The sequence below is a fragment of the Paenibacillus sp. 19GGS1-52 genome, from assembly GCF_022369515.1.
Classification (GTDB): domain Bacteria; phylum Bacillota; class Bacilli; order Paenibacillales; family Paenibacillaceae; genus Paenibacillus_AQ.
In genome coordinates, this window is the sequence record NZ_CP059724.1 from 5622616 (window position 1) to 5645366 (window position 22751).

24 protein-coding genes are annotated in these 22751 nt (G+C 47.7%); 6 read left to right on the forward strand and 18 right to left on the reverse strand.

Annotated features, from left to right (window positions below):
* Positions 1 to 379 precede the first annotated feature (379 nt).
* The 9 genes from H1230_RS26035 to H1230_RS26075 all read right to left on the reverse strand — a co-directional run bounded on the left by H1230_RS26035 (position 380) and on the right by H1230_RS26075 (position 9349).
* The gene (locus tag H1230_RS26035; RefSeq protein WP_239712725.1) at positions 380 to 2197 is read right to left on the reverse strand and encodes an ABC transporter ATP-binding protein; all 1818 of its coding nucleotides are present in this window, start codon (positions 2195 to 2197) and stop codon (positions 380 to 382) included.
* 17 nt (positions 2198 to 2214) lie between these two features.
* Entirely contained in the window at positions 2215 to 2697 is a 483-nt protein-coding gene (locus H1230_RS26040; protein WP_345773377.1) for a GNAT family N-acetyltransferase, read from the reverse strand.
* 330 nt (positions 2698 to 3027) lie between these two features.
* Positions 3028 to 3573 (reverse strand): MerR family transcriptional regulator, encoded by a 546-nt coding sequence (locus tag H1230_RS26045; protein ID WP_239712726.1) that lies wholly within the window; start codon positions 3571 to 3573, stop codon positions 3028 to 3030.
* 117 nt (positions 3574 to 3690) lie between these two features.
* On the reverse strand, positions 3691 to 4416 hold the full coding sequence (locus H1230_RS26050; RefSeq protein ID WP_239712727.1) for a 5'-methylthioadenosine/adenosylhomocysteine nucleosidase: 726 nt from the start codon (positions 4414 to 4416) through the stop codon (positions 3691 to 3693).
* Complete coding sequence (locus tag H1230_RS26055) at positions 4413 to 5540, reverse strand: iron-containing alcohol dehydrogenase family protein (RefSeq protein ID WP_239712728.1); 1128 nt, start codon at positions 5538 to 5540, stop codon at positions 4413 to 4415. Before H1230_RS26055 ends, H1230_RS26050 begins: the two co-directional genes overlap by 4 nt.
* A gap of 57 nt (positions 5541 to 5597) precedes the next feature.
* Positions 5598 to 6257 carry a methionine ABC transporter permease gene (locus H1230_RS26060; RefSeq protein ID WP_239712729.1) on the reverse strand — a complete coding sequence of 220 codons (660 nt, stop codon included), beginning with the start codon at positions 6255 to 6257 and terminating at the stop codon, positions 5598 to 5600.
* Positions 6257 to 7276: a methionine ABC transporter ATP-binding protein gene (locus H1230_RS26065; RefSeq protein WP_239712730.1), complete on the reverse strand. Its 1020-nt coding sequence runs from the start codon at positions 7274 to 7276 to the stop codon at positions 6257 to 6259. Before H1230_RS26065 ends, H1230_RS26060 begins: the two co-directional genes overlap by 1 nt.
* Positions 7277 to 7288: 12 nt before the next feature.
* A complete protein-coding gene (locus H1230_RS26070) occupies positions 7289 to 8482 on the reverse strand; it encodes an aminotransferase class I/II-fold pyridoxal phosphate-dependent enzyme (RefSeq protein WP_239712731.1) in 1194 nt (397 codons plus the stop codon).
* Positions 8483 to 8497: 15 nt separating this feature from the next.
* Positions 8498 to 9349 (reverse strand): MetQ/NlpA family ABC transporter substrate-binding protein, encoded by an 852-nt coding sequence (locus H1230_RS26075; protein ID WP_239712732.1) that lies wholly within the window; start codon positions 9347 to 9349, stop codon positions 8498 to 8500.
* A gap of 230 nt (positions 9350 to 9579) precedes the next feature.
* Here H1230_RS26075 and H1230_RS26080 point away from each other — a divergent pair, with 230 nt between their 5' ends.
* On the forward strand, positions 9580 to 10035 hold the full coding sequence (locus H1230_RS26080) for an S-ribosylhomocysteine lyase (RefSeq protein ID WP_239712733.1): 456 nt from the start codon (positions 9580 to 9582) through the stop codon (positions 10033 to 10035).
* 21 nt (positions 10036 to 10056) lie between these two features.
* Positions 10057 to 10827 (forward strand): SDR family NAD(P)-dependent oxidoreductase, encoded by a 771-nt coding sequence (locus H1230_RS26085; RefSeq protein WP_239712734.1) that lies wholly within the window; start codon positions 10057 to 10059, stop codon positions 10825 to 10827.
* A 336-nt stretch (positions 10828 to 11163) separates the two neighbouring features.
* Here the strand turns inward: H1230_RS26085 and H1230_RS26090 are convergent, their stop codons facing one another.
* Complete coding sequence (locus H1230_RS26090) at positions 11164 to 11946, reverse strand: MBL fold metallo-hydrolase (protein WP_239712735.1); 783 nt, start codon at positions 11944 to 11946, stop codon at positions 11164 to 11166.
* Positions 11947 to 12143: 197 nt separating this feature from the next.
* Between H1230_RS26090 and H1230_RS26095 the strand changes: the two genes are divergently transcribed.
* Positions 12144 to 12881 carry a class I SAM-dependent methyltransferase gene (locus H1230_RS26095; protein ID WP_239712736.1) on the forward strand — a complete coding sequence of 246 codons (738 nt, stop codon included), beginning with the start codon at positions 12144 to 12146 and terminating at the stop codon, positions 12879 to 12881.
* 58 nt (positions 12882 to 12939) lie between these two features.
* Here the strand turns inward: H1230_RS26095 and H1230_RS26100 are convergent, their stop codons facing one another.
* From H1230_RS26100 to cysT, 4 genes are read right to left on the reverse strand one after another with little or no spacing between them, the layout of a single operon-like run.
* A complete protein-coding gene (locus H1230_RS26100) occupies positions 12940 to 14007 on the reverse strand; it encodes a sulfate ABC transporter substrate-binding protein (protein WP_239712737.1) in 1068 nt (355 codons plus the stop codon).
* Positions 14008 to 14037: 30 nt separating this feature from the next.
* A complete protein-coding gene (locus H1230_RS26105) occupies positions 14038 to 15102 on the reverse strand; it encodes a sulfate/molybdate ABC transporter ATP-binding protein (RefSeq protein WP_239712738.1) in 1065 nt (354 codons plus the stop codon).
* Between the two features lies 1 nt (position 15103).
* Positions 15104 to 15901 carry a sulfate ABC transporter permease subunit gene (locus tag H1230_RS26110; protein ID WP_239712739.1) on the reverse strand — a complete coding sequence of 266 codons (798 nt, stop codon included), beginning with the start codon at positions 15899 to 15901 and terminating at the stop codon, positions 15104 to 15106.
* Positions 15898 to 16713: a sulfate ABC transporter permease subunit CysT gene (cysT, locus tag H1230_RS26115; RefSeq protein ID WP_239712740.1), complete on the reverse strand. Its 816-nt coding sequence runs from the start codon at positions 16711 to 16713 to the stop codon at positions 15898 to 15900. Before cysT ends, H1230_RS26110 begins: the two co-directional genes overlap by 4 nt.
* 179 nt (positions 16714 to 16892) lie before the next feature.
* On the opposite strand from cysT, the gene H1230_RS26120 reads away from it, so the two are divergent.
* Entirely contained in the window at positions 16893 to 17294 is a 402-nt protein-coding gene (locus tag H1230_RS26120; RefSeq protein ID WP_239712741.1) for a secondary thiamine-phosphate synthase enzyme YjbQ, read from the forward strand.
* A 132-nt stretch (positions 17295 to 17426) separates the two neighbouring features.
* Here the strand turns inward: H1230_RS26120 and H1230_RS26125 are convergent, their stop codons facing one another.
* The 3 genes from H1230_RS26125 to H1230_RS26135 form a co-directional block, all read right to left on the reverse strand.
* Complete coding sequence (locus H1230_RS26125; RefSeq protein ID WP_239712742.1) at positions 17427 to 18008, reverse strand: TetR/AcrR family transcriptional regulator; 582 nt, start codon at positions 18006 to 18008, stop codon at positions 17427 to 17429.
* Positions 18009 to 18013: 5 nt separating this feature from the next.
* The gene (locus tag H1230_RS26130) at positions 18014 to 18646 is read right to left on the reverse strand and encodes a YigZ family protein (protein WP_154117283.1); all 633 of its coding nucleotides are present in this window, start codon (positions 18644 to 18646) and stop codon (positions 18014 to 18016) included.
* 130 nt (positions 18647 to 18776) lie between these two features.
* The gene (locus H1230_RS26135) at positions 18777 to 20132 is read right to left on the reverse strand and encodes a glucose-6-phosphate isomerase (protein ID WP_154116701.1); all 1356 of its coding nucleotides are present in this window, start codon (positions 20130 to 20132) and stop codon (positions 18777 to 18779) included.
* Positions 20133 to 20375: 243 nt separating this feature from the next.
* Between H1230_RS26135 and H1230_RS26140 the strand changes: the two genes are divergently transcribed.
* The gene (locus tag H1230_RS26140; protein WP_239712743.1) at positions 20376 to 21278 is read left to right on the forward strand and encodes an NAD(P)-dependent oxidoreductase; all 903 of its coding nucleotides are present in this window, start codon (positions 20376 to 20378) and stop codon (positions 21276 to 21278) included.
* 106 nt (positions 21279 to 21384) lie between these two features.
* Positions 21385 to 21873, forward strand: coding sequence for a GNAT family N-acetyltransferase (locus H1230_RS26145; protein WP_239712744.1), 489 nt, complete (start codon positions 21385 to 21387; stop codon positions 21871 to 21873).
* Here the strand turns inward: H1230_RS26145 and H1230_RS26150 are convergent.
* A complete protein-coding gene (locus tag H1230_RS26150) occupies positions 21870 to 22682 on the reverse strand; it encodes an alpha/beta fold hydrolase (RefSeq protein ID WP_239712745.1) in 813 nt (270 codons plus the stop codon). The two genes, H1230_RS26145 and H1230_RS26150, sit on opposite strands and share 4 nt — an antisense overlap.
* Positions 22683 to 22751 lie beyond the last annotated feature (69 nt).

Genomic DNA, 22751 nt, shown 5'->3' on the forward strand with positions numbered 1-22751 from the left:
AAATTATCCCTCTATTATAGATAATTTACCTCATATTCTAAATATAGAGGGGATTCATCCCTTTAAATTCGGGTATTTCTCCAAAATAAATGTACAGAGTGCAGCTAAACATAGGACAGACAGCAATTAAAATTCTTCTTCTATATGAATTACAGGACCTTACAACTATTCTTTTCCCAGCGCGCATTGTACTGCACTGCCATGCTTCAAGTGGAGGGCTGCCTGTCTTTTCCCATATTCCTTAGTTAGCGCAGATCCAGAAAGGGGTGCCTCAGACCATGATCTCTCATGGCCTTGAGGCACCCCTTTCCTATCCTTCAGAAGATTCCAGCCCGAGCAGGATTTATCTCCTTGCAGCTCCTTCTGCTTCTACCTGTCCCTAGACTCCAGCTTCTGCTGCTACCACTTCAGTTCTCGCACCCTCTGCCCCTACTCCCGTCATTACCGCAGTTACTTCCAACTCCTCTTCCTGCTCCAACTGGGAATAATACAGCTTATGGTACCTGCCTTCAGCAGCAAGCAACTGCTCATGTGTCCCGCGCTCCACAATTTCACTGTTCTCCATCACTAGAATAAGATCAGCATTCTGTACTGTCGAGAGGCGGTGGGCAATGACAAGTGTCGTTTTGTCACCCATGAGCTTGCGGATCGCTTGTTGCACCATTTGTTCCGATTCATTGTCGAGCGCAGCCGTCGCTTCATCCAGCAGCAGGATAGGCGCATCCTTCAGGATCGCTCTGGCAATGGAGAGACGTTGGCGCTGACCACCCGACAGTCGAGAACCTTCCTCACCAATATCCGTGTCTAATCCCTGCGGCAGCTCCTGCACAAAATCATAGGCATTCGCCTTGCGCAAAGCTTCCACAATCTCAGCATCGTCTGCCTCCGGCTTCCCATTCCTGATATTGTCGCGGATACTTCCAGTGTATAAGCTCGACTCCTGTGGCACATAGGCAAAATAACTTCTCAACGAAGCCAGACTCATATCTTGAATTGAATCTCCATTGATCAAAATATCACCTTCATTAGAATCATAGAATCCCAGTAATAACTTGAATAGCGTCGATTTCCCACCACCGCTCGGTCCAACAATTGCCATTTGCGACCCTTGCTGAAGCTCCAGACTAATCTTGTTCAGGCTCTGCTTCTCGGCTTCCGGGTAAGCAAACGAGACCGATGACAGGACCAGACTCCGAAAGCTAGGCTGTTCTGTGATTGGCTCCGGAAGAGCCTTGAATTCCGCTGTACTGTCCAGTACTTCGAAGATCCTTCCCGCTGCACCCAACGATTGCTGCATGGCAGCCACGAGTCCCGGCAAAGCCGAGAACGGCGCCACCAAATAATTCATAAGTTGAATGAACGCGAGCATTGCACCTACCTCAAGCGACCCATTCGCTACATAATAAGCAGCAACAACCAGCGCCAGCAGAAAGGTGAAGTTACCTAGTAATGAGGAGATCGCCCCGGTCGCCCCTTCAATTCTGCCACGCTTCAATTCCCCGGAAATAATACTCTCACTGTGTCCTTGATACAGCTTCAGCAGCCTGCGTTCAATAGAGAAGGACTTGAACACCATGCTGCTGCCCAGAATATCATTCAAAAAGGAAGTCGTCTTACTCATATTTTGCTGGATCTGCACACTGTTCACACGCATCGCTTTACCGAATATTTTGCCAGTAAGGAACAGCAAGGGCCCCATGGCAAAACAAATCAAAGCCAGCAGCCAGTTAATATAGAGCAAGTATCCAAAGGCGGCAAGAGCAAGCAGCGGATTTCGCAGCAAACCAATCAGTACCTGCCCGCAGGCCTCGCCGACCGATTGATTATCATTGGTAAAGCGGGACAGCAGGTCCCCCGAATGATTGCGGTCAAAATAGGATTGTGGCAGCGACAGCGTGTGATTCATCATATCCAGACGCAGCTCATTTCTGATTTTGGCGGAAATATTGTTCTTGAGATTGGCATCCACATAATTATTAAGCCCAATTACGAGCAAAAAGATAATCCCCAATCCTGCCAGCCCTTTGAGGGCATCCACATCAAGGCTGACTGCCGCAGCCGTAATTCCTGACAGGAACCAAGCCATCATTAAATCCAAAGCTATGCTAAGCAAAGTGGTAATTAATAAGACGGAGTATAATAGCTTGTGCCTTAGCATGTATTTACTTAATTTTGAGAACACGCCTTGCTGCTTCAAAAATCAACCTTCTCTCCTTAAAATTCTGCCCCACGCACCTTGGCATAGACCTTACTATCATGCAGTTCCCCATCCTGTCCGCGGCGGTTGCTGCGCAGGATTCCATCAAGCGTATAACCTGCTCGCTCGGCTACGGCTGCACTTCGGGCATTTCGAGTACTACAGCGAATCTCGATCCGGTTGGCGTTCAGCGTATGTATAGCAAACTCAGTAATTCCGTTAACTGCCTCCGTCATATACCCCTTGCCCGCACAGGTTGTTCTAATCCAATAACCGATCTCAAAGTTGCGGATATCCCAGTCGATATTATGCAGGCCGCTGCAGCCGATAAAACTTCCGGTAACTTTATCATAGATGCGCATATGCAGCAGAGAGCGCTTCAAGTAATCCAGTCGTGCCTCACGTGTGAATTTCTCAGATTCCTCTACCGAGGGCATGTCTTGGGCAAAAGGCATCCACGGTTTCAACTCGGCGAGACTCTCGCCAATAGCTTCATTCATAACTGCACCATCCCCCACAGCGGTGCACGAATACACAGACGCTCGGTTTCAAAGCTTTCTGGAAAAGAAAGCAAGATCGGATCAATAGGCTTAGCCACAAGATACCCTCCAATGTTCTGATTGATAATTATTCTAAATATGTAATTTAAAATCCAGTTTCTTATTTTGATTATAGATTGATTTGGTTAGGTTGAACATCAGTAAATTTGTATATCTGGACACAGAAAAATGCCCCGGCGGGAGCATTATAAATAGTGGATACTATGTTTTAGCCACCTTAAATAAAATAAAAAATTGACTTCGTGTGTACTCGAAGCCTTAAACTATCTTCTATGGTCGAGCATGAACTTTTGGCGCTGATTTGATATGTTCCGGTATATCGTACTTTTCTCCACATTCTGCATTATTGTTAACTGGATTCCAGGTGTCGTTCAATTGACCAGCAGAGACACTTTCGTAGTAAGCCTTCTTATCTTTAATGTGCATTAATTGAAGGTTGTACTCACGGATCTTCGCTTCGAGTTCTTTTTCTTGTTTTGCAATAAGTTCAGCCCTTTCAGGAATCGTCTCATCACCCTGCAAACACATTACTATGTAATGTTTGACTTCTGAAATTGGCAATCCTGAAATTCGAAAGGAGTGTACCATTCGCAACCAATCCAGATCATGGTCAGCGAATAAACGATTATTTCTGACGTCTCTCGAAACAAAAGGTATTAATTGTTGGTCATCATAGTAACGGATCGTATGTTTTGTAAGACCAGTTATTTCAGATACATCCTTTACCGTATACTTAGGTTCATGTAAGATGGAGAGAGCAATAAAGACTTCTAAAGTAAGCGAGCTTGAGCTTCCCGATAAACTTTGGTATGTCATTCAAGCTTCAGGACCATGGTTTACAATCGAAGAATATCTTTATCGTAGGACTTGTCCGTCCGAACCATAATAAAATAGAAATAGAGCTATCCATTCCATAGAATCGAATGGATAGCTCTATTTTTTAGAATTTTTTGAAAACTGCATATACAAAGAAATAAATTCCTTCACCACCTCAGCAGAGTTCCTAGCCGCCAGCTCCAAGTGAGATTTGAATAATCCGGCTGCTTCAGACCCAGCAATATCCGAGATGGAGCGGATGTTTACGAAAGGAACGCCGAATTGATAAGCCGTTTGGGCAATAGCGGCCCCTTCCATATCCGTTGCTTTCACTTCAGGGAATTGAGTACGGATATATGCCGCCCGCTCCGGATGACTAATAAAAGAGTCTGCCGTTGTAATCAATCCGGTAACAATACGTTCCTCTCGCGGTCTAAGATCAATAACCTGCTGCGCCAGAGCTAACAGATTTGGAAGAATCGCATACCTCTTTGGCATTTGCGGAACCTGTCCATACACATAATTGAATGCAGTTGCATCCACATCACTATAGGCCAGCTCTGTAGCTATCACGACATCCCCCACCTGCAGCTCAACATCCAGACCACCGGCAACACCGGTATTAATGATCAGCTCACATTGGAATCGCTCCAGAAGCACAGCCGTTGCTAACGCCGCATTGACCTTGCCGATGCCGCAGCACAACAGCACTACTTCTTGTCCGTTCAGCTGGCCCGAGTAGAAAATAAGACTATTTGCTGCACTCAGACTGCTTCTATCCTGCAGCTCTGATCGCAATAATTCTATTTCTTCTTCCATAGCTCCAATAATGGCGATACTCATGAGGCCTCTACTCCCTGGTTTCTAGCATCTTTACGTTGTCCCGCTATGTAATCCTCCAGTTGTTGTATAGAGTCAGCCACAATATTAGCATGGATCTCCCCGGACATCATATGAATGGATGCTCCTTTCTCTGTCGCGCGTTCTCCCAGCTTCAGTAGGTCTTCACGTGTCAGGAAATTCAGCCCCATATCCTCCAGACTAGCAGGCAAGCCAAGCTGCGTGTAGAACGGCAGCAGAAAATCAATTTCCGACCAATTCTCCTCCAGCGCCAGCTGGACCAGCACACCATAGGCTACTTTATTCCCGTGCAGAAGGTTATGCGCTTCGGGTCGACTCGTTAGTGCATCGTGAATAGAGTGAGCGCCCGCCGTGCGGCCATAGTTCTCGCCGAAGCCACCCACTAGACCTGCGACCATGATGTTCGTCTCCACAATCCGGATCAAGGCATCATTCAATTCGCCAGTCCGTAACGCATCAAGTTCCTGCTCACTGTAGGCTAGCAGATTATCACGGCATTTCTGCGCTGCGAACCAGGCTAGCTCTACTTCAACTGGTGGCTTATCCAACTGGCGGATGATGACGTCAGCCTCATACCATTTGGCGAGTGTATCTCCAATGCCCGCAACCAGGAACTCTGGCGGTGAATTGGCAATCACCTGCGGGTCCAGCAGTACAAGGGCATTGCTGCGCGGAAATACCTCAAAGCGGATGAAGGCTCCGTCTGTGTCATACATTACGCTCAGTGAAGACCAAGCTGCGCAGGTTGAAGCAAGTGTAGGCAGAATTATGGCTGGTAAATGCAACAGGGCGGCGGCTGATTTTACCAAGTCCGTAATTTTCCCTCCACCCACACCAATCACAGCCTGTAGCTCATGCTTTGCAAGATAAGCAGCAATCCGGTCCCGCTCCTCGTAGGTGCATTCTCCGCTGTACACATGGAGGTGTACTTCTGTTCGTTTAAGCTCGGGAAGGTAGGGCGCTGCCGCTGTCCATGAACGAGTACCATGCACTATAAGCACACGTCCAATCCCTCTCTTCTCAAGGTGCTGCTCCAGATCGTTCCAACTGCCTGCTCGGCAAATGAACTCCTGCGGGGCTGCGCGGACGATGATGTCTTGCAACATGTCAGAACCCTCCTTCTCTCTTGCTCCTTATTCTTTCACTCGTTTCCACTTATTCTATTAATCTCGGCGGGCTTTGCGGGCCAGCCGGTTGCCGGCAGACTGAATACCCTGTACGAAAATAATCAGAATAACAACCGTAACGATCATCACAAAAGTATCAAACCGCTGATAGCCATAATTAATGGCCAAATCGCCGATCCCCCCGCCGCCAACTGAGCCGGCCATAGCGGTTGCCCCGACCAGCCCGATCATGGCTGTTGTCATGGTCAGGATTAACGAGCCAAAAGCCTCCGGCAGCATAAAATGCCAGATCACCTGGAATGTAGTCGCGCCCATCGCTTCCGCTGCCTCCAGAATTCCTGGATTGACTTCAAGCAGGGAATTCTCCACCAGCCGCGCTATGTACGGAGCAATATATACCACTAAGGGTACAATGGCTGCGCTAGTGCCAATCGAGGTGTGAACAATCGCGCGTGTAAACGGAATAATGGCCACCAGCAATATAATAAAGGGCAGCGACCGGATAACGTTAATTACCGGATTCAACACTGCATACACATACTTATTCTCCAGTACGCCTCCCGGACGTGTAATGACCAGAATAATTCCGATAGGAATCCCGAGCAGCGCTCCGAACAACAGGGCAACTCCAACCATAACTACCGTTTCATTAAGAGCCTGAAACAGCTGCGCGGAGGTAATCGTTGTATCCATCATTAGGCTTCCACCTCCTTGATCTGAACACCTTGGCTGAGCAGAAACGCGGCTGCCTGATCGATGATCCCGTTATCGCCGTTCATCTGCAGGATCATGCTTCCTAGTGTCGTATTCTGAATTTCGGTCATATTGGCGAATAAAATATTCACATTGACATCATGATTGCGGATTAGCGTATTAATAATCGGTTCTGAGGCGGTTCCTCCAACAAATTTCAGTTTGAACAGACGCCGTCCAGTTTCGGCTTTCAGGTTATGCAGCACACTTGGCGGTACACTGTTATGGATGACGGTCTGGACAAAGCTTTGCGTAGTCGGATGGCTGGGATTTCCAAACACTTCGAGCACATTACCCTTCTCAATAATCTCTCCCTGCTCCATCACCGCAACCTTGTTGCAGATCTGCTGGATCACCCCCATTTCATGAGTAATGATCATAATGGTGATGTTGTACTCTTCGTTGATTCTTTTCAGCAGCTCCAAAATAGACTTGGTGGTCTGTGGATCAAGCGCCGAGGTCGCTTCATCACAGAGCAGAATGGAGGGATTGCTGGCGAGCGCCCGGGCAATGCCCACACGCTGCTTTTGTCCGCCTGAGAGCTCCTTCGGATAACTTTGGGCTTTATCGCTAAGCCCGGTGAATTCCAACAGCTCGCTGACCCGCTCGCGGATCTCCTGTTTACTTCTCTTGAGCAGCACTAGTGGAATCGCGATGTTGTCGAAGACCGTTTTGGATTCAAGCAGATTAAAATGCTGAAAAATCATCCCGATTTTCTTTTTCACCTTGCGCAGCTCTGCGGGACTGTATTTATCAAGAGGTTCACCTTCCACAAATACCTGTCCTAGGGTCGGCCTTTCCAGATAATTCACCAAACGAATCAATGTGCTTTTGCCAGCGCCACTATAGCCGATCACACCATAAATGTCCCCTTTCTCGACATGCAGGCTGACCCCTCTCAAAGCTTCTATCGACTGTCCCTTGCGTTCAAAGGTTTTGTATATCTCCCTAAGCTCGATCATGCCGTGTACCCCCTAATTTGACAACAGCGCAGAGCCGCTGAATATGCCTGTTCGCGCAATGCGCTCCACTGCTTCACTCAACCGTTCCTCACTGTTTACAAGGCTCACTCTTACGTAAGCGCGGCCCTCTGTGCCAAAGCCTTCTCCTTGGGCCACAGCCACATGTGCTTCCTCCAGTAGTTGCGTGGCAAAAGATTCGGAGGTATAACCCTCCGGCACTCTGAACCAGGCAAAAAATGTCCCCTGCGGAGAGGGAACATTCCAGCCAATGCTGCGCAGTTTATGGACGAGCGTATCGCGACGCCGCTCATACAGCAATCCAAGCTGCTGCACCGATTCCTGTGAACCGAGCAGAGCCACAGCCGCCGCATCCTGTACAGCACCAAAGATGGTGCTGTACGCCTGCGTATGATAATGCTTCAACGCCGCGATAATGGACGCATTTCCTACAGCAAACCCGAAACGCCAGCCCGCCATGTTATACGTCTTGGACAACGTGTACGTCTCTACCGCGTATTCTTTCGCCCCAGGCGTCTGCAGCAGGCTCAGTGGTTTGTGCCCGTCAAAGCCAAAGGCTCCGTAAGCAAAATCATTCAGCACAGGAATCTGCTGCTTCGCTGCAAACGCAATGGTCTGCTCCCAGAATTCCTCCGTCGCAATCGCTCCTGTCGGATTGTTCGGATAATTCAGCAGCAAGAGCTTCACCTGCCGCAAGATCTCTTCTGGAACGGTTTCGTAATCCGGCAAGTACCCATCCTTCTCATAGACGGGTATCGTCTGGACTACGGCCCGCGCCAGTGAGGCTGCTGCATAATAAGCGGGATAAGCCGGGTCTGCAGTCAGCAGAATATCCCCGGGATTCAGCAGGCTTTGCGGGATGCCTACAATGCCAATCCCCGATCCGTTAAATACGGCGATCTCCGTTTCTGGATCAAGCTCCACCTTATATTCACGCTTATAAAAGGTGGATATAGCTTCCAGTGTGCTTTTTTTACCGTAAAAGGGTGGGTAGCCCTGATTCTCCGGCTGATCAATAGCCTCCTTCAAGGCTTGAATGATGGGCTCCGGCGTGGGTTGGTCCGGATTCCCGCTGGCCAGATCGATGACATCAATGCCTTTACTACGATACTGAGCAATCTTCTCCTTCATCGCGTTGAAATAATTCCCAGGAAGCTCATTAACTACGTTGGAGGGTTTAAAGTCCATATGGATTGCACCTCTTTATTTGAAATAACTCGGCAGCTTATAACCTTCATAATCCGGATTGGATTTGATATATTTCTGGAATTCAGCGGAATGGTAGCCTTCGATAATGTCTTTGACAAACTGCGCATCCTTATTCTTACTGTTCACCGCAACTATGTTAATAAACGGGTCTGTCATCTTCTCTAATTGCAGCGCTGAGGTCAGCTTAATATCATTGGATACAGCGAAATTACCCTGAATGGCCGCAAAATCAACATCCTCAAGCGTACGTGGGCCCTGTGCCGGATCGGTGGCAATAAATTTCAGGTTATGTGGATTGGAGGTAATGTCACTGAGCGCAACCTTCAGTGGATCAAGATCATCCTTCAGCGTAATCCAGCCTACCTCTTTCAGAATATTAAGGGCACGGAGCATATTGACCGGTTCATTCGGAAGACTCACCTGTGCACCATCACTGACCTCATCCAGGCTAGTGTGTTTGTTGGAATAGAGTCCCATCGGTGGTGTTGGTACCTGTACCGCCCCAATCAGATCAATCTTCTCTCTTACATTAATAGATTCAAGGTATAAAGAATGCTGAAATACGTTCGCATCCAGCTCGCCATTGGCAACGGCCACATTAGGCTGAATCCCGTCTGTAAACTCCTTATAAGTGATCTCATACCCTTTTGCCTCAAGGAAAGGGGCCACACCGTTCTTGAATTCATCACTATAAGGTCCGGGATTAAAGCTGATGTGCAGCGTCTTCTTGGCTTGAGCGGAGGAATTACTACCTGAATCGGAAGCATCCTTGGAATTGCCGCAACCGGCAGTGAATAAAGCGACGGCGACGACGATAAGTGCGGAATGGATCCATTTTTTGTTCATATTGAGTTTTCTCCCCCTTAAGATAAATCTCTGTGCAAAACAAGAATATGTATTAATCCTAGTAATTACATCAGAATTTAATTGATTCATATGTTACAAGGCATTAATATTCATGTCAATACATTTTTAATCAATACCCGAATAAAATAGTAGGAATACTGAGAATAGCTATTTACTTCTATTTCTCTTTATGATAGTTTGATATGAAAAGCTTGAGAGGAAGAGTAATCATGGCGAAAGTTGAGAGTTTTCAGTTGGATCACACGAAAGTAAAAGCACCCTACGTGCGAATTGCGGGTACCGAGAGAAATGCGCTCGGCAGCACGATTCAGAAATACGATTTACGCCTGCTGCAACCTAATGTAGATGCCTTGCCAACGGCTGCTGTTCATACCCTGGAGCACTTGCTGGCTACCTATTTGCGGGACGAACTAACCGGTATCATTGATATTTCCCCAATGGGCTGCCGCACAGGTTTTTATCTGATTATCTGGGATGAACATGATCCTGCCGACGTTGCAGCAGCCCTCACTAAGGTACTGCATAAGGTGCTTGAGACTGAGCATGTTCCTGCGGTCTCCGCTCTCGAATGCGGCAATTATAAAGATCATTCTTTGTTCAGCGCTCAGGAATACGCCAGAATTGTGCTCGAAGCAGGCATTAGTGATGACCCTTTCCGGGATTAAGAATGAAAGGATCTGTAACTTATGCTGAGTATTGATTTCACTGGCAAAACATTAGTTGTAACTGGCGGTCTAACCGGAATCGGCAAAGGCATAGCGGATTTGTTCCTAGAAGCCGGAGCCAATGTTGTGGTCGGGGATATTGCCTGTACAGCGGGGGTTGAGGTTGTCCATGAACGGCTTGTGAATATCCAAATAGATGTCACAGCGATTGACGATGCCACACGGCTCATTAATTGTGCCGTGGAAGCTTTTGGGCGCGTTGATTTTCTTGTAAATAACAGCGGAACCTCGACCATGGACTTTGCCGTGGATATTAAAGAGGCAGACTGGGATAAAGTCATGGATATTAACGCCAAAGGGGTCTTTCTGGTCTCCCAAGCCGGGGCGAAGCAAATGCTGCTGCAAGGTGGTGGCGGCCGGATTATCAATATTGCTTCACAGGCGGGTAAGAATGGCTACCGCTGCATGGGCAATTATGTGGCTTCCAAGCATGCCGTACTTGGCTTCACCAAAGTGATGGCACTGGAGCTGGCCCGTGAGCAAATTCTAGTGAATGCGGTCTGCCCGGGCATTGTGGAGACAGATATGAAGCGCCGTGAACGAATTGAAGGTGCAGGCTTGCGTGGAATGCTGCCAGAGGATATCTTGGCGGAGGACCGCTCACAGGTTCCACTTGGCCGCACGGCTGAGCCGGAGGATGTCGCTAATGTTGTGCTGTTTCTGGCAAGTCCATTCTCTGCTTATATGACGGGTCAGGCCATTAATGTTACTGGCGGAATGACTATGAATTAATGGAAGCATGAAGCAGAATAATGAAATAGGGACATTTCTCAGCTACTTGTAGGCTGAGGAATGTCCCTGTTGGTTTTTATATAATTAAGATGGCTCTATCTAAAAATCAGGGGTTGACTAAACGTGCAGATTGAGCGGAGGGTCGGAGGGATTCTGGAGAAACGAAGGGGGCGCCTTTAAAGCCCGATTTCACCCTATATTCATTATTCAATCGGGAAATCGGGCTTTAACAGCGATCGTAAGAACCCTCCGAACCGTAGCGGCTCTACTTACAACAGGTCAACCGCTGATTTTTGCTTTGAGCCATTAAGATGCCGTCATTCTTCATTTGCCTCTTCAGGCCTCCGAATGCCCAAGCCGTAGTTGCAGCCCCGTACGTGCCAGCGTTACATTCTCTGGTAAAATATACGATTTGCCCAGATCAACGTCATGCGACATATGCGTGTACACAGCCCGATGAGGTTGTACCACCTGCAGCAGCTCAGCCGCTTCGGTCATGTCGTACACGGAGCGGGTAGAGAGCTCAGCAGACTCATAATAAAAGCTTGTCCCCAGCACAAGCAGATCAGCCCCATGCATGAGTCGTGTCTCCTCAGCCCCCAGTGAGATGGAGTCTGGACAGTAGACCCACGTATAACCTTCCTTCTCCAGCCGATAGGCGTAAGAGTATCCGTTCTTTCCATGGTTCACTTTCCAAGTCGATATTTGCCATCCATCCAGTATAATGCCATCATCGCAAGCAATCATCTGAATGTGCCTGCTCAGCCACGGATACTGCCGCTCAATAATGGGAATGACCTCTGCAGGAGCATACAGCTCTCCCTTGAAGCCCATCCACCGGCAGGCATCCGCCCATTCCGGCAGCCCACCAATATGGTCGAAATGAGCATGGGTCACCAGCAGCCTGCGCATCTCGCGAATACCCTGCGCTTCCATTTGCCGCCGCCAATCGGGACCACAATCAATAACCAATACCTCAGTGCCGTTATCTATGAGCACAGATGAGCGCAGGCGGACATTCTCTCCAGTCGCTCGCGCTTCCGTGCAGGTCTCACAGCTGCAATATACTCGGGGCACACCCATAGCATCGCCTGTACCCAGAAAAACTAATGTATCCATAGTAACTCTCTCCTTTACGTCCCTTGTGCGGAAGTTCATGTAACGTCCATTATAAAGCAGACCTAGGTAATATTTCAAAGAGGTAGGGCTATCCGCTTTGTCGCCTTTTTTCACACACTAAAAGGTTATTGCTTTTTAGGAGGAGAATTGGGAGAATTAGTATGAAAAGGCTAAGCTCAAATCAGGAGGTTATACAATTGAAGCAAAATATTTATGACAATCCGCTATTTTTCGAAAAATATATTTCTTTACGCAATAGTGGAGTAACCTATAATGATTTTGTCGAACAACCGGCAATGAAGTCTGTAATTCCAACGCTCCATGGGAAATTAGTATTGGATTTAGGCTGTGGGGCGGGTCACCTTGCGAGATATTGTATAGAGAATGGTGCTTCGAGGGTTATAGGTGTAGACATCTCAAAAAACATGATTGAGCAGGCTAATAAAGAAAACAAGCACGAGAAAATAAATTATATCCGCATGCCCATAGAGGACCTGGAATTGCCAGATTATAAGTTTGATCTCATCATAAGCTCATTGGCAGTACATTATTTAGAAGATTACCCAACTCTGGTTGAAAAGGTCAGCAAATTATTAAATAAGGGCGGTGTATTTCTATTTTCAACCGAACATCCCATGGTTACCGCTCGAAGAGAGAAGAATAACTGGATTAAGGATACAGAGGGGAACAGATTATATTACGCAGTGGATCATTATCAGGAAGAGGGAAAGAGGGAGGAGCATTGGTATGTTAATGGTGTGATCAAATACCATAGAACGGTTTCAACCTTACTAAATACACTTATAAACAATGGGCTAATACTGGAAAAGATTATTGAACCTCAATCTATCCCCGCTGGATTGGAGATCATGCCTAAATTGATACATGAAGCACGAAAACCCAGCTTTATGATTATTAAAGCATCCAAAACGTGAGGGCCGCCTCTTCTTCAACTTATCCTCCAGAGAACGGCCTTCCATACAGACTTTAGTATCATATTCCGGCCAGTACTTGATACCAGATCCCTCGCTTAGAATAAAGCGTACTGCGCACCTCATCCCAACCCCCCAGATAATTGATATCAAAAAGCCCCGCAGGAATTGGATAGTGGCTCTCGTTCGCAGCATAAACTTCCTTATTGACCGGACGAAAACCATACTTTGCAAAGATCTCTTGCGCTTCTGGCGTCAGCAGATAATCAAGCAATGCCTCCGAGGCTTTACGGGTTCCGTGCTCATCTGCATATTTAGCAACAACTGCAGCCGGATTCTCAATAAGAATGGTATCCTTCGGAATAATGACCTCATATTTGATCCCTTGGGCAATTCGCGCCAGGAGCTCATTCTCATAAGTAACGATCACATCGCCAACCCCATACTCGAACGCTGCCATTGAGGCTCGGCCGCTTTTATCCAGAGACTCTACGTTCGCGTGTATGCTCTCCAAAAAAGCTTTAGCAGCAGCAGGGTCCTTTACTCCTTCTTGCTCCTCAGAACGCTTCAGGCCCGCCCCATAGATGGCGTTGATATCCCATTGTGCTCCACCTGAGGTCTTCGGATTAGGATACAGCACTTTAACCCCCGGCTTCGCCAGATCGCTGAAATCCTTAATCCCCTTTGGGTTGCCTTCGCGGGTTCCAAGGGCCACTACTGACCGTGTCACCATCCCATTCTCACCGCGGTCTTTCCATGTCGGCTCGACGAGTCCTGCTTTGACCAGCTTCTCGACATCGCCCTGCATGGCCAGCAGCGTAACATCTGCTTCGAATCCGCCAACTATGGCCCGGGCCTGAGTTCCCGAAGCCTCGTAAGATTGCTGGAATACGATAGTCTGTCCTGTATCTGCCTTCCACTTTGCTGCAAATAGCGGCAGAATATCGCCCATTGCATCCTTCGCCACGCTATATGCGCCGACTACGAGCGTAAGATCGCCTTGCGGCTCAGCTCCCGCCGCGGTGTCGGTCTTTTCACTCCCGCAGCCGACTACAGTCAACGCAAGTATTGCCAACATTAGGGCAGCAGGCCATCCGTGCAGTTGTCTGCTCCTTTTGAAAAGCTTCATTGCAGCCCACATCCCTTGAGGTTGATGATATTAGATAAATACCGGCATTGGATCTTCTTTGAGATTATTTTCCTGAATCCAGCTCCGCTCATCGTTAAAGAGATAAGCACGGTGCACAAGCACAGAGATATCCTGTCCCGGCTGCAAAGTTTCTTTCTCCAAAGAACGGTAGGTGGTCAGCTTGTGGCCGTTTATTTCTACTTCAACCAGCCATTCGCTGCCGCGGAAATGCAGATGCTTCACGATGCCCTGCTCCGTAGCGGAGGCCATTTTGAACTCATGCAGACTTCCAACCTCGATATACTCAGGACGGATCAGTGCTTTAGTCGGCTTACCGCCGCCAGCTCCTTTAAAGCCCTTCAGCTCGGAAGCATTCTCAATCAGTGTCGATTCCCCGATGAATGTCGCCACGAATGGCGTCTTCGGCTCTTTATAGATATCCCAAGGCGTACCTTTTTGCTCTACACGCCCTTGGTTAATAATCATGATTTCATCCGCTACTTCAATAGCTTCATCCTGATCATGGGTGACAAAGATGGAGGTAATGCCCACGCGTTCAATCAGCTCGCGCAGCCATGACCGCAGCTCCTGACGGATTTTGGCATCGATAGCTGCAAAAGGTTCATCCAGCAGCAGCAACTGCGGCTCGGGCGCGAGCGCCCGGGCGAAAGCCACACGCTGGCGTTGTCCACCAGACAGCTGATGCGGATAGCGGCTCTCAAAGCCTTTTAACCCTGTCAGCTCAACCAACTCTGTAACACGATCACGAATCGCCGCTTTGCTCGCTTTCTTGACCTTTAGTCCAAACGCAATATTCTCATAGGCGGTCATATGCTTGAATAGCGCATAGTTCTGAAAGACGAAGCCAATCCCGCGCTCCTGAGGCGGAAGATTGTTAACCGTCTGTCCGTGAAAAATAATCTCCCCGCTATCCGGTGTCTCCAATCCTGCCAGCATGCGCAGAATCGAAGTCTTGCCACCTCCACTCGGACCAAGCAGCCCAATTAGGTGACCTTTGGTAATCTCGAAATTGACGTCCTTGACCGCATGAAAATCTCCAAAATGCTTATTTAATCCCCGCACTTCTACATGCATATCAATGCACTCCCTTTCTTCTCTTGGTCCATTCCATCAATAGCAGCAGCCCTACAGAAAATGCAGCCAATACCAGCGCCACACCACCCGCAGCCGTTACATTAAAATTCTCAACATCCTGATAGACCAGCGTGGTCGCCGTCTGGGTTTTGTTCATAATGTTGCCCGAAACGACGAGCACTGCGCCGAACTCCCCAAGTGAACGAGCAACAGTTAGGATAACACCATACATGACTGCCCAGCGGATTGAAGGCCAAGTGACTCGCCAAAAGGTAGTCCAGGCGCGAGCACCCAGTGTCGAAGCAGCCTCTTCCTGCTGAGAGCCTATTTCCTGAAGAACAGGCATGACCTCTCGCACCATTAAAGGGAACGTCACGAACAGAGTGGCAATGACCATTCCGGGAAAAGCATAGACGATCTTCAGTCCGATTCCTTCAAAGATTGCACCCAAGGCACTATCAGGACCGAGCAGCAGCACAATCATCAGCCCTCCAATTACAGGCGATACCGCATAAGGCAAATCGACAATGCTATTGAGCAAACCCTTGAGTCGCCGATTGATCCAATTCGCACGAACAAGATAAAGAGCCATCATCACTCCGAATAAGGTATTCAGCAGCGTAACTACAACTACGACCAAGCCGGTCATGAGTAGTGCATGTTGCGCCTCAGGCCTTGTAAGGGCTGCCCAGAAGCCGCTAAAGCCCTCGCTGAAGGCACCGGTTGTCATCTTGCCTAGCGGGGCGATAATGAGTAGAAAGAACACCAGATACGTAATTCCGATCCATAATCTTCTCATGATCTTCTCCCCCGCATCTGCAGCATGTTGATCAGCCAGAGAATAGCAAAGGACAAGGTTAACAGAATGATGGAAACCGCAGCGGCTCCCACCGGATTATCACTTTCTACTTCACCGAAAATAAAGACGGAAGATACAAGCGTACGTCCAGGAATATTGCCCGCCACGAGGACTACGGCACCAAATTCAGCCAGCGCCCGCGAGAAGGCGAGCATCCCGCCGCCAATCATACCGGGAGCCATCGAAGGCAGGATAATCCGCAGGAATACCCGACTCCCTTTGGCCCCCATAGTGTAAGCCGCCTCTTCTTCAGACGGGTCTAATTCCTCTAGTAGCGGCTGTACCGCCCTAATTACAAAGGGAAAGGTTACGAAGATCATGGCGATAACGATAGCTGGCTGGTGGAAAACAATCTCGAAGCCCAGCGCTTCCACTATACCGCCGATGAGACTGCCCGGACCCAGCAGCAGCAAAATCATTAATCCGCCAACTGCCGTAGGCAGTGCAAAAGGTAAATCCACGAGACTGTTCAGCAGCGCCTTACCGGGGAATTTATAACGAATGATGACCCAGGCAATCATTGTTCCTAAGAAGACATTAATGACAGTAGCGATAATTGCCAGCTTCAGCGTTAGCAGCACCGACTTCCAAGCAATCGGGTCACTTATGCTCTCGATAAAGTTGCCAAATCCAAGCGAAAATGAATTGTAATAGACCCCTAGAATTGGCAGCACGATCAGCACTACAAAATAAAGCAGGATCGTACTCCGAAAACCCCAGGTCCATCCCTTGTGTCTTAGCAGCGAATTCAACGATTATGTCCCCCCACCTCCGGCTAACCGGTCGGTATACTAGCTCATGCAATTATTCCTATTAATATACTTGGTTTTATATTATCACTACTTTACCAAAAACGTTTGGCTACAGTCAATTACTTTCCGGCCATTTGGGGGTAAAATATATTAATACTTATTAAGAGAGGGGAATTAATATGTTGCACACGATTGAGATCTCAACTAGCAAACGGGATGAACTGCGGGATATTACCCGTGAAGTGATTTCCTTTGTCAAAAAAAGCGGAGTACAAAACGGAATTATTGTCGTTTATTGTCCGCACACTACGGCAGGAATTGCCATCAACGAAAATGCTGATCCCGATGTGAGGCATGATGTACTCATGCGCCTTAATGAGGTCTATCCCTGGGAGCACCCCAAATATCAGCATGCAGAGGGCAACACCGCCTCGCATCTGAAATCCATAACGGCTGGCCCATCCCAGAGTATCATCATCCATGAGGGTGAACTGCTGCTCGGTCGCTGGCAGGGTATCTATTTTTGCGAATTCGATGGACCTAGACGTCGGCAATGTTATCTGAAAATTGTAGCTGGCTAGAACATAAATAGGGCCGCACCGGCAATTCCTACGGAGCGGCCTCTATCCATTTCACAACACTTTCGCCAAGCGCCGGACTAATGTTATACCAATGCGCAGCTGTAAAGCGTCAGGCTATAAAAAAACTGCAATTTATAAATTGCGGCATAATACCTTGATATGAGAGACTGCTAGAGCCTTAACATCATCAAATGAAATTTTGTCCTGAATATAATAAGAAACAAAGCCATGAGCGGATAAGAACAAAGTCAGCGGCACATTCTGCCAGTCCTCTGTAACATAACCCTCTTCCTTCATATGACTGCGAATTATACTTGCGAACAGATCAAAACATCTCCCTTGTTCTGCTCTACAATAAGCCAGCAACTCCTCATCACGAATCATAAACATAATCTCATATTGATACGGATGATCCAATCCGAACTTGATAAATTCCATAATCAGCTGTTCGACCCGAGTCATGCCATCTTCTGGGGCCTTACTCATTGCCTGGCTCAACAGTGCAGCCACATAATCAAAATCTTCGACAACAATGGCGTAGAATAACTCCGCCTTTTCCTTGAAATGATAATAGAGTGAGCCGTGGCTGTATCCCAAATGCTGTCCGATGCTGCGCATTGAAATGGCCCGGTACCCTTTGGTAATAAATAGATGCCTCGCTGCTTCCAATATTCTTTCCCTCGACAACTCCTGCTCCACTGCTCTTCTTGCCATGTCGTTTATTCCCCTTCGCTGTAGTAAATCCGCCGCCCTTCCGATACTAAGGCTTGACCTTGGGTTAAATCTGTTATCCATGCCATAAATGCGTCACCCTCATCATTGCGGGGTAGACAATTCAGCGTCACTTTATCAGTGAACACAGTATCGCCAGTCTGAATGCCACGTCCTCGAAGCTCATTCTCGACCTTGCCCAGCCAGGTATAATCTATTTCGACAAATACCTCACGCCGTAGTACACGGGTAATTACCTCTCCTGCCTCTAGCGCAAGTACAGCGCCATCCGTATAAGCCCGGATCAGTCCGCCTGCACCCAGCATAATGCCTCCGAAATAACGAGTGACAACAATTGCAACATTTTTAACGCCTTGGTTACGGATTACTTCCAAAATCGGTTTGCCGGCTGTCCCACTCGGTTCACCGTCGTCTGATTGCCTCTGAATCTCGTCTCTCTCACCAAGCGAATAAGCGGAGCAGTTATGTGTAGCATTCCAATGCTTCTTCTTGATGTCTTCAATAAATACAACCGCTTCTGCTTCATTCTCAATCGGCATTACATGACCGATAAAACGTGATTTACGAATTACGACTTCCCGGGAGCCGGGAGAACGCACCGTCCGGTATTGTTCCAGCATCCTTATTCCAGTCCTTATTATGCATATAATGGCTTGATATAGTATAGGAGCAGCCCGTGGTATTGGATTACCTATGGACTGCTCCCGTGTGAATTGCTCTAGTATGAAGGGTCTGTGAAGTACTGCAATACTACTCGGTAAGTCTGGCTTCCAGCTCTGCTTTTTCTTTCTCATAGCCCGGTTTGCCCAGAAGCGCGAACATGTTCTTCTTGTAAGCTTCTACGCCTGGTTGGTCAAATGGATTGACGCCCAGCAGATATCCGCTGATTCCGCAGGCTTTTTCAAAGAAATACACCAGATAACCAAAGGTATAAGGAGTTTGATCAGGAATGGTAACGATCAGGTTCGGTACTTGACCGTCCGTATGCGCCAGCATTGTGCCCTGGAAAGCCTTTTTGTTAACGAAATCCATAGTCTTGCCAGTCAGGAAGTTCAGACCGTCCAAGTCGTCAGGATCGCTCTCAATCGTTACATGATGCTCCACGTTCTCCACTTGGATAACCGTTTCAAAAATGTTGCGGTTGCCCTCTTGGATGAATTGGCCCATGGAGTGAAGATCGGTTGAGAAATCAACAGAGGAAGGATAAATCCCCTTGTAGTCCTTGCCTTCGCTTTCGCCAAACAGCTGTTTCCACCATTCGGATACAAAATGCAGGGAAGGCTCATAGTTCACAAGAATTTCTGTTGTCTTGCCTTTGCGGTACAAAGCATTACGTACAGCGGCATATTGATAACTTTGGTTGGTTGCTACATCCGGATTGTTGAATTCATCGGCTGCTGCGGCTGCACCTTGCATCATTTCTTCAATGTTAATGCCTGCAACCGCGATTGGCAGCAAACCAACAGGTGTCAGTACTGAATAACGTCCACCTACATCATCCGGAATGATGAACGACTCATATCCTTCTTCAGTAGCAAGTTTCTTGAGTGCGCCTTTTTCCTTATCAGTAGTAGCGTAGATGCGTTTGCGTGCTTCTTCTTTACCGTATTTCTTCTCCAGCTCTGCACGGAAAATACGGAATGCAATAGCCGGTTCAGTCGTTGTACCGGACTTGGAAATTACGTTCACGGAGAAGTCTTTGCCTTCAACAAGATCGAGCAAATGTGTGATGTAAGTTGAGCTGATGTTGTTACCGGCAAAATACACTTCCGGCGTCTTGCGTTTGTCTTTAGAAAGATTATTGTAGAAAGAATGAGATAACGCCTCAATGGCTGCGCGTGCTCCCAGGTAAGAACCCCCAATGCCAATTACGATTAGCACTTCGGAATCGCTTTGGATCTTCTTGGCAGCTTGTTGAATGCGAGCGAACTCTTCCTTGTCATATGCGGTAGGTAGATCAATCCAGCCAAGATAGTCTGAACCGGTTCCGGTCTTCTCATGCAGCTGTTCATGGGCTAGTTTAATTGGAGCGGCAAAGTAATCAATTTCATGCTGGCTGAAGAAGGAAAGAGCTTTGCTGTAGTCAAAATTAATCTTTTTAGACATCGGTAATGGTAGCCTCCTGTATATCTCTTTTAATTTGACACCGTTTGTTACAACTTTATAATAGGATACTTTAATTTGCCGTGACTGGCAAGGTCTTAGGGCACATCTTGGGCTACAAAACCATGTTTTTGCGAGTTTCGTGGAAGCGTTTGCCGAGTGCAGCCTGAATTCTGAACTGTGGAACCTGTCTGAGAGCCGTGTTAGAATGAAGAAAAGTGATCCTAATGTGAAGGTGGACATGCAATGAAACAGATTGGCTTTATCGGGCTTGGAACAATGGGAGCGCCTATGGCTTCCAACTTGCTGCGCGGCGGATTCAAGGTTACCGTATACAATCGCACCGCATCCAGATGCACACCACTTGTAGAAGAAGGCGCACAGACTGCTCCTACTCCACGGGCCGCTGCTGAAGGCAAGGATGTTATTATTACCATGGTCAGCAATGATGATTCCATTCGTGAAGTGTTTTACGGAAAAGATGGAATACTTGACGTTCTGCAGCCTGGAGCGGTAATTATCGATTCCAGTACCATCTCCCCGGATTTGGTGCGGGAAATTGCTGCAGCCGTGGAAGAACGCGGCGGGAAATTTCTCGATGCACCAGTTACCGGCAGCAAACCAGCGGCTATTGAAGGCACATTAGTGTTCATGGTCGGTGGCCGTGCAGAAGTCATTGAAGCGAACCGTGATATATTCGATACACTGGGCAAGAAATTGCTGCACATGGGTGATAACGGCAGCGGTGCAGTAGCCAAGCTGGCTCATAACGCTATGGTGGGTATTCATAACGTTGCACTTGCCGAAGGCTTCGCAATTGCTGTGAAATCCGGCGTACCCGCGGACAAGTTCCTGGAGCTGGTTCAGGCAGGCTCAGCAAACAGCAGACAGGCAGAACTCAAGGGCCGCAAGATCATCGAAAATGATTTCAGCAACCAGTTCTCACTGGCATTAATGCTAAAGGATCTTAAGCTTGCTTCCTCTCTCAGCGACTCCACAGGCGTACCTTCACCGATGCTCGGTCTGGCTAAGAGCATGTTCCAGGCTGGCTATACACAAGGCCACGGCGATGAGGATCTTTCTGCAGTCGTCAAATGTTATGAGGAATGGATCGGACAAAAAATAGGCGATGACGCAGGCAAGGAATAATCTCTGAACTTCATGGTTCTCCTATTCACAGGGGCGCAGCTGGTTTATCCAGGCTGTGTCTTTGTGTTCTGTCCTAATCATCACATTCTAAACGGAGGAACAACAGATGCTCATAATAGACAAAGCAGTTGCCCAAGACGCATCCATTCTGGCCGAAGTGCAAAAAAGATCGTTCGACGAGGATATAAGCCAGTTTCAGCAGGAAGAAGCGACTGGAGGCCCTCCAGGATATGATTCAAAACTGTGGCAACTTGATATGATGAAGGCAGGTCATTATTACAAACTGACAGAGGACTCTGTCATTATCGGAGGAATGCTCATCTTCCCATCTCCAGACCATGAGAAATGCCATCTGGGTCGTCTATTCATAGACCCCCTCTATCAGAACCGTGGTTACGGACAGGCCGCAATGCAATATTTGTTCGAGCAATTTCCCCGAACACACAAGTGGTCACTGGATACCCCTTCATGGGCAGTCCGAAATCATTATTTTTATACGAAAGCCGGCTTTAAACAAACAGCACAAAGTGAACCCGACTCTACTGGACTGATATTGTTTATGTATGAACGTAACACTTCTGATTCACAAGTCTAAGTCATGCGGCTAAGCCACTCTCTTGTCAGCCCGTTGAAGAGCTCGGCCTGCTCCAATTGAAGATTATGCCCAGAACGGTCCAACACTGCAAAAGTAGCATGGGGATAGTTATCCATGAGCTTCCATGCATCCTTGAATCCCACCAGCGAATCCTGCCGTCCGACAAGAATTAGAGTTGGCTTATCCAAAGGAAGGATGTCATCTACTTCGAAACTAAAGGGGTAACCGCCAGTGACTCTTATCTGCTGCATAAACGCTTCATCAGCAAGTGGCAGGCCGCACATGATTTCCTGATTAAAGCGACTCCATGCCTGCCTATTCTGCACAACCGATATCGAACAGAACTCCTCCCGTTCTATCTCACTCAATTCATCAAGCAGTTGCTCGTCGCTATACATAACTTGATGTGGTGGAAGCTCTCGTTTATCCGATTCAGCAATAATACATGGGCAGAGCAATAACAAACCTTCAATCCGCGAATGATAATTCCGAACCAAACCCCGCGCCAAATATCCACCATACGACTCTCCTACAACAGCAAATCGTTCCTGAGGAATCAAAGCTTCAATCATCATACCCACTGCCTTCAGCATATCATCCGATGACGTTATCCAATTCGCCGCCGGTGACTTCCCCATTCCAGGTAAATCCACATAAATTCTTCTAATGAAATCTTGTTCAGAAAATACGGGCTCCATGCAGCCCATCATCATCCGGTGGTCAGGGCCATTTCCATGAAGTATGAGCATCGGCCGCCCCTCTCCGCGCACTTCATAATTAAACGTAATATTATTATCGGAGTACAGCAAAATTCCCCACTCCTGTTCTATATAAACAAATAAGAATGTATGTTCGTATTTAATATTACCAAAGGAATA

Excerpts from the sequence above, each read along its gene's own strand:
- H1230_RS26145 (WP_239712744.1), top strand. The coding sequence starts at position 21,385 with ATGCTCATAATAGACAAAGCAGTTGCCCAAGACGCATCCATTCTGGCC.
- H1230_RS26075 (WP_239712732.1), bottom strand. The coding sequence starts at position 9,349 with ATGAACAAAAAATGGATCCATTCCGCACTTATCGTCGTCGCCGTCGCT.
- H1230_RS26130 (WP_154117283.1), bottom strand. The coding sequence starts at position 18,646 with ATGCTGGAACAATACCGGACGGTGCGTTCTCCCGGCTCCCGGGAAGTC.
- H1230_RS26040 (WP_345773377.1), bottom strand. The coding sequence starts at position 2,697 with ATGAATGAAGCTATTGGCGAGAGTCTCGCCGAGTTGAAACCGTGGATG.
- H1230_RS26090 (WP_239712735.1), bottom strand. The coding sequence starts at position 11,946 with ATGGATACATTAGTTTTTCTGGGTACAGGCGATGCTATGGGTGTGCCC.
- H1230_RS26110 (WP_239712739.1), bottom strand. The coding sequence starts at position 15,901 with ATGAGAAGATTATGGATCGGAATTACGTATCTGGTGTTCTTTCTACTC.
- H1230_RS26050 (WP_239712727.1), bottom strand. The coding sequence starts at position 4,416 with ATGAGTATCGCCATTATTGGAGCTATGGAAGAAGAAATAGAATTATTG.
- H1230_RS26080 (WP_239712733.1), top strand. The coding sequence starts at position 9,580 with ATGGCGAAAGTTGAGAGTTTTCAGTTGGATCACACGAAAGTAAAAGCA.
- H1230_RS26045 (WP_239712726.1), bottom strand. The coding sequence starts at position 3,573 with ATGACATACCAAAGTTTATCGGGAAGCTCAAGCTCGCTTACTTTAGAA.
- H1230_RS26055 (WP_239712728.1), bottom strand. The coding sequence starts at position 5,540 with ATGTTGCAAGACATCATCGTCCGCGCAGCCCCGCAGGAGTTCATTTGC.
- H1230_RS26060 (WP_239712729.1), bottom strand. The coding sequence starts at position 6,257 with ATGATGGATACAACGATTACCTCCGCGCAGCTGTTTCAGGCTCTTAAT.
- H1230_RS26125 (WP_239712742.1), bottom strand. The coding sequence starts at position 18,008 with ATGGCAAGAAGAGCAGTGGAGCAGGAGTTGTCGAGGGAAAGAATATTG.
- H1230_RS26140 (WP_239712743.1), top strand. The coding sequence starts at position 20,376 with ATGAAACAGATTGGCTTTATCGGGCTTGGAACAATGGGAGCGCCTATG.
- H1230_RS26135 (WP_154116701.1), bottom strand. The coding sequence starts at position 20,132 with ATGTCTAAAAAGATTAATTTTGACTACAGCAAAGCTCTTTCCTTCTTC.
- H1230_RS26105 (WP_239712738.1), bottom strand. The coding sequence starts at position 15,102 with ATGCATGTAGAAGTGCGGGGATTAAATAAGCATTTTGGAGATTTTCAT.
- H1230_RS26085 (WP_239712734.1), top strand. The coding sequence starts at position 10,057 with ATGCTGAGTATTGATTTCACTGGCAAAACATTAGTTGTAACTGGCGGT.
- H1230_RS26070 (WP_239712731.1), bottom strand. The coding sequence starts at position 8,482 with ATGGACTTTAAACCCTCCAACGTAGTTAATGAGCTTCCTGGGAATTAT.
- H1230_RS26120 (WP_239712741.1), top strand. The coding sequence starts at position 16,893 with ATGTTGCACACGATTGAGATCTCAACTAGCAAACGGGATGAACTGCGG.
- H1230_RS26065 (WP_239712730.1), bottom strand. The coding sequence starts at position 7,276 with ATGATCGAGCTTAGGGAGATATACAAAACCTTTGAACGCAAGGGACAG.
- H1230_RS26100 (WP_239712737.1), bottom strand. The coding sequence starts at position 14,007 with ATGAAGCTTTTCAAAAGGAGCAGACAACTGCACGGATGGCCTGCTGCC.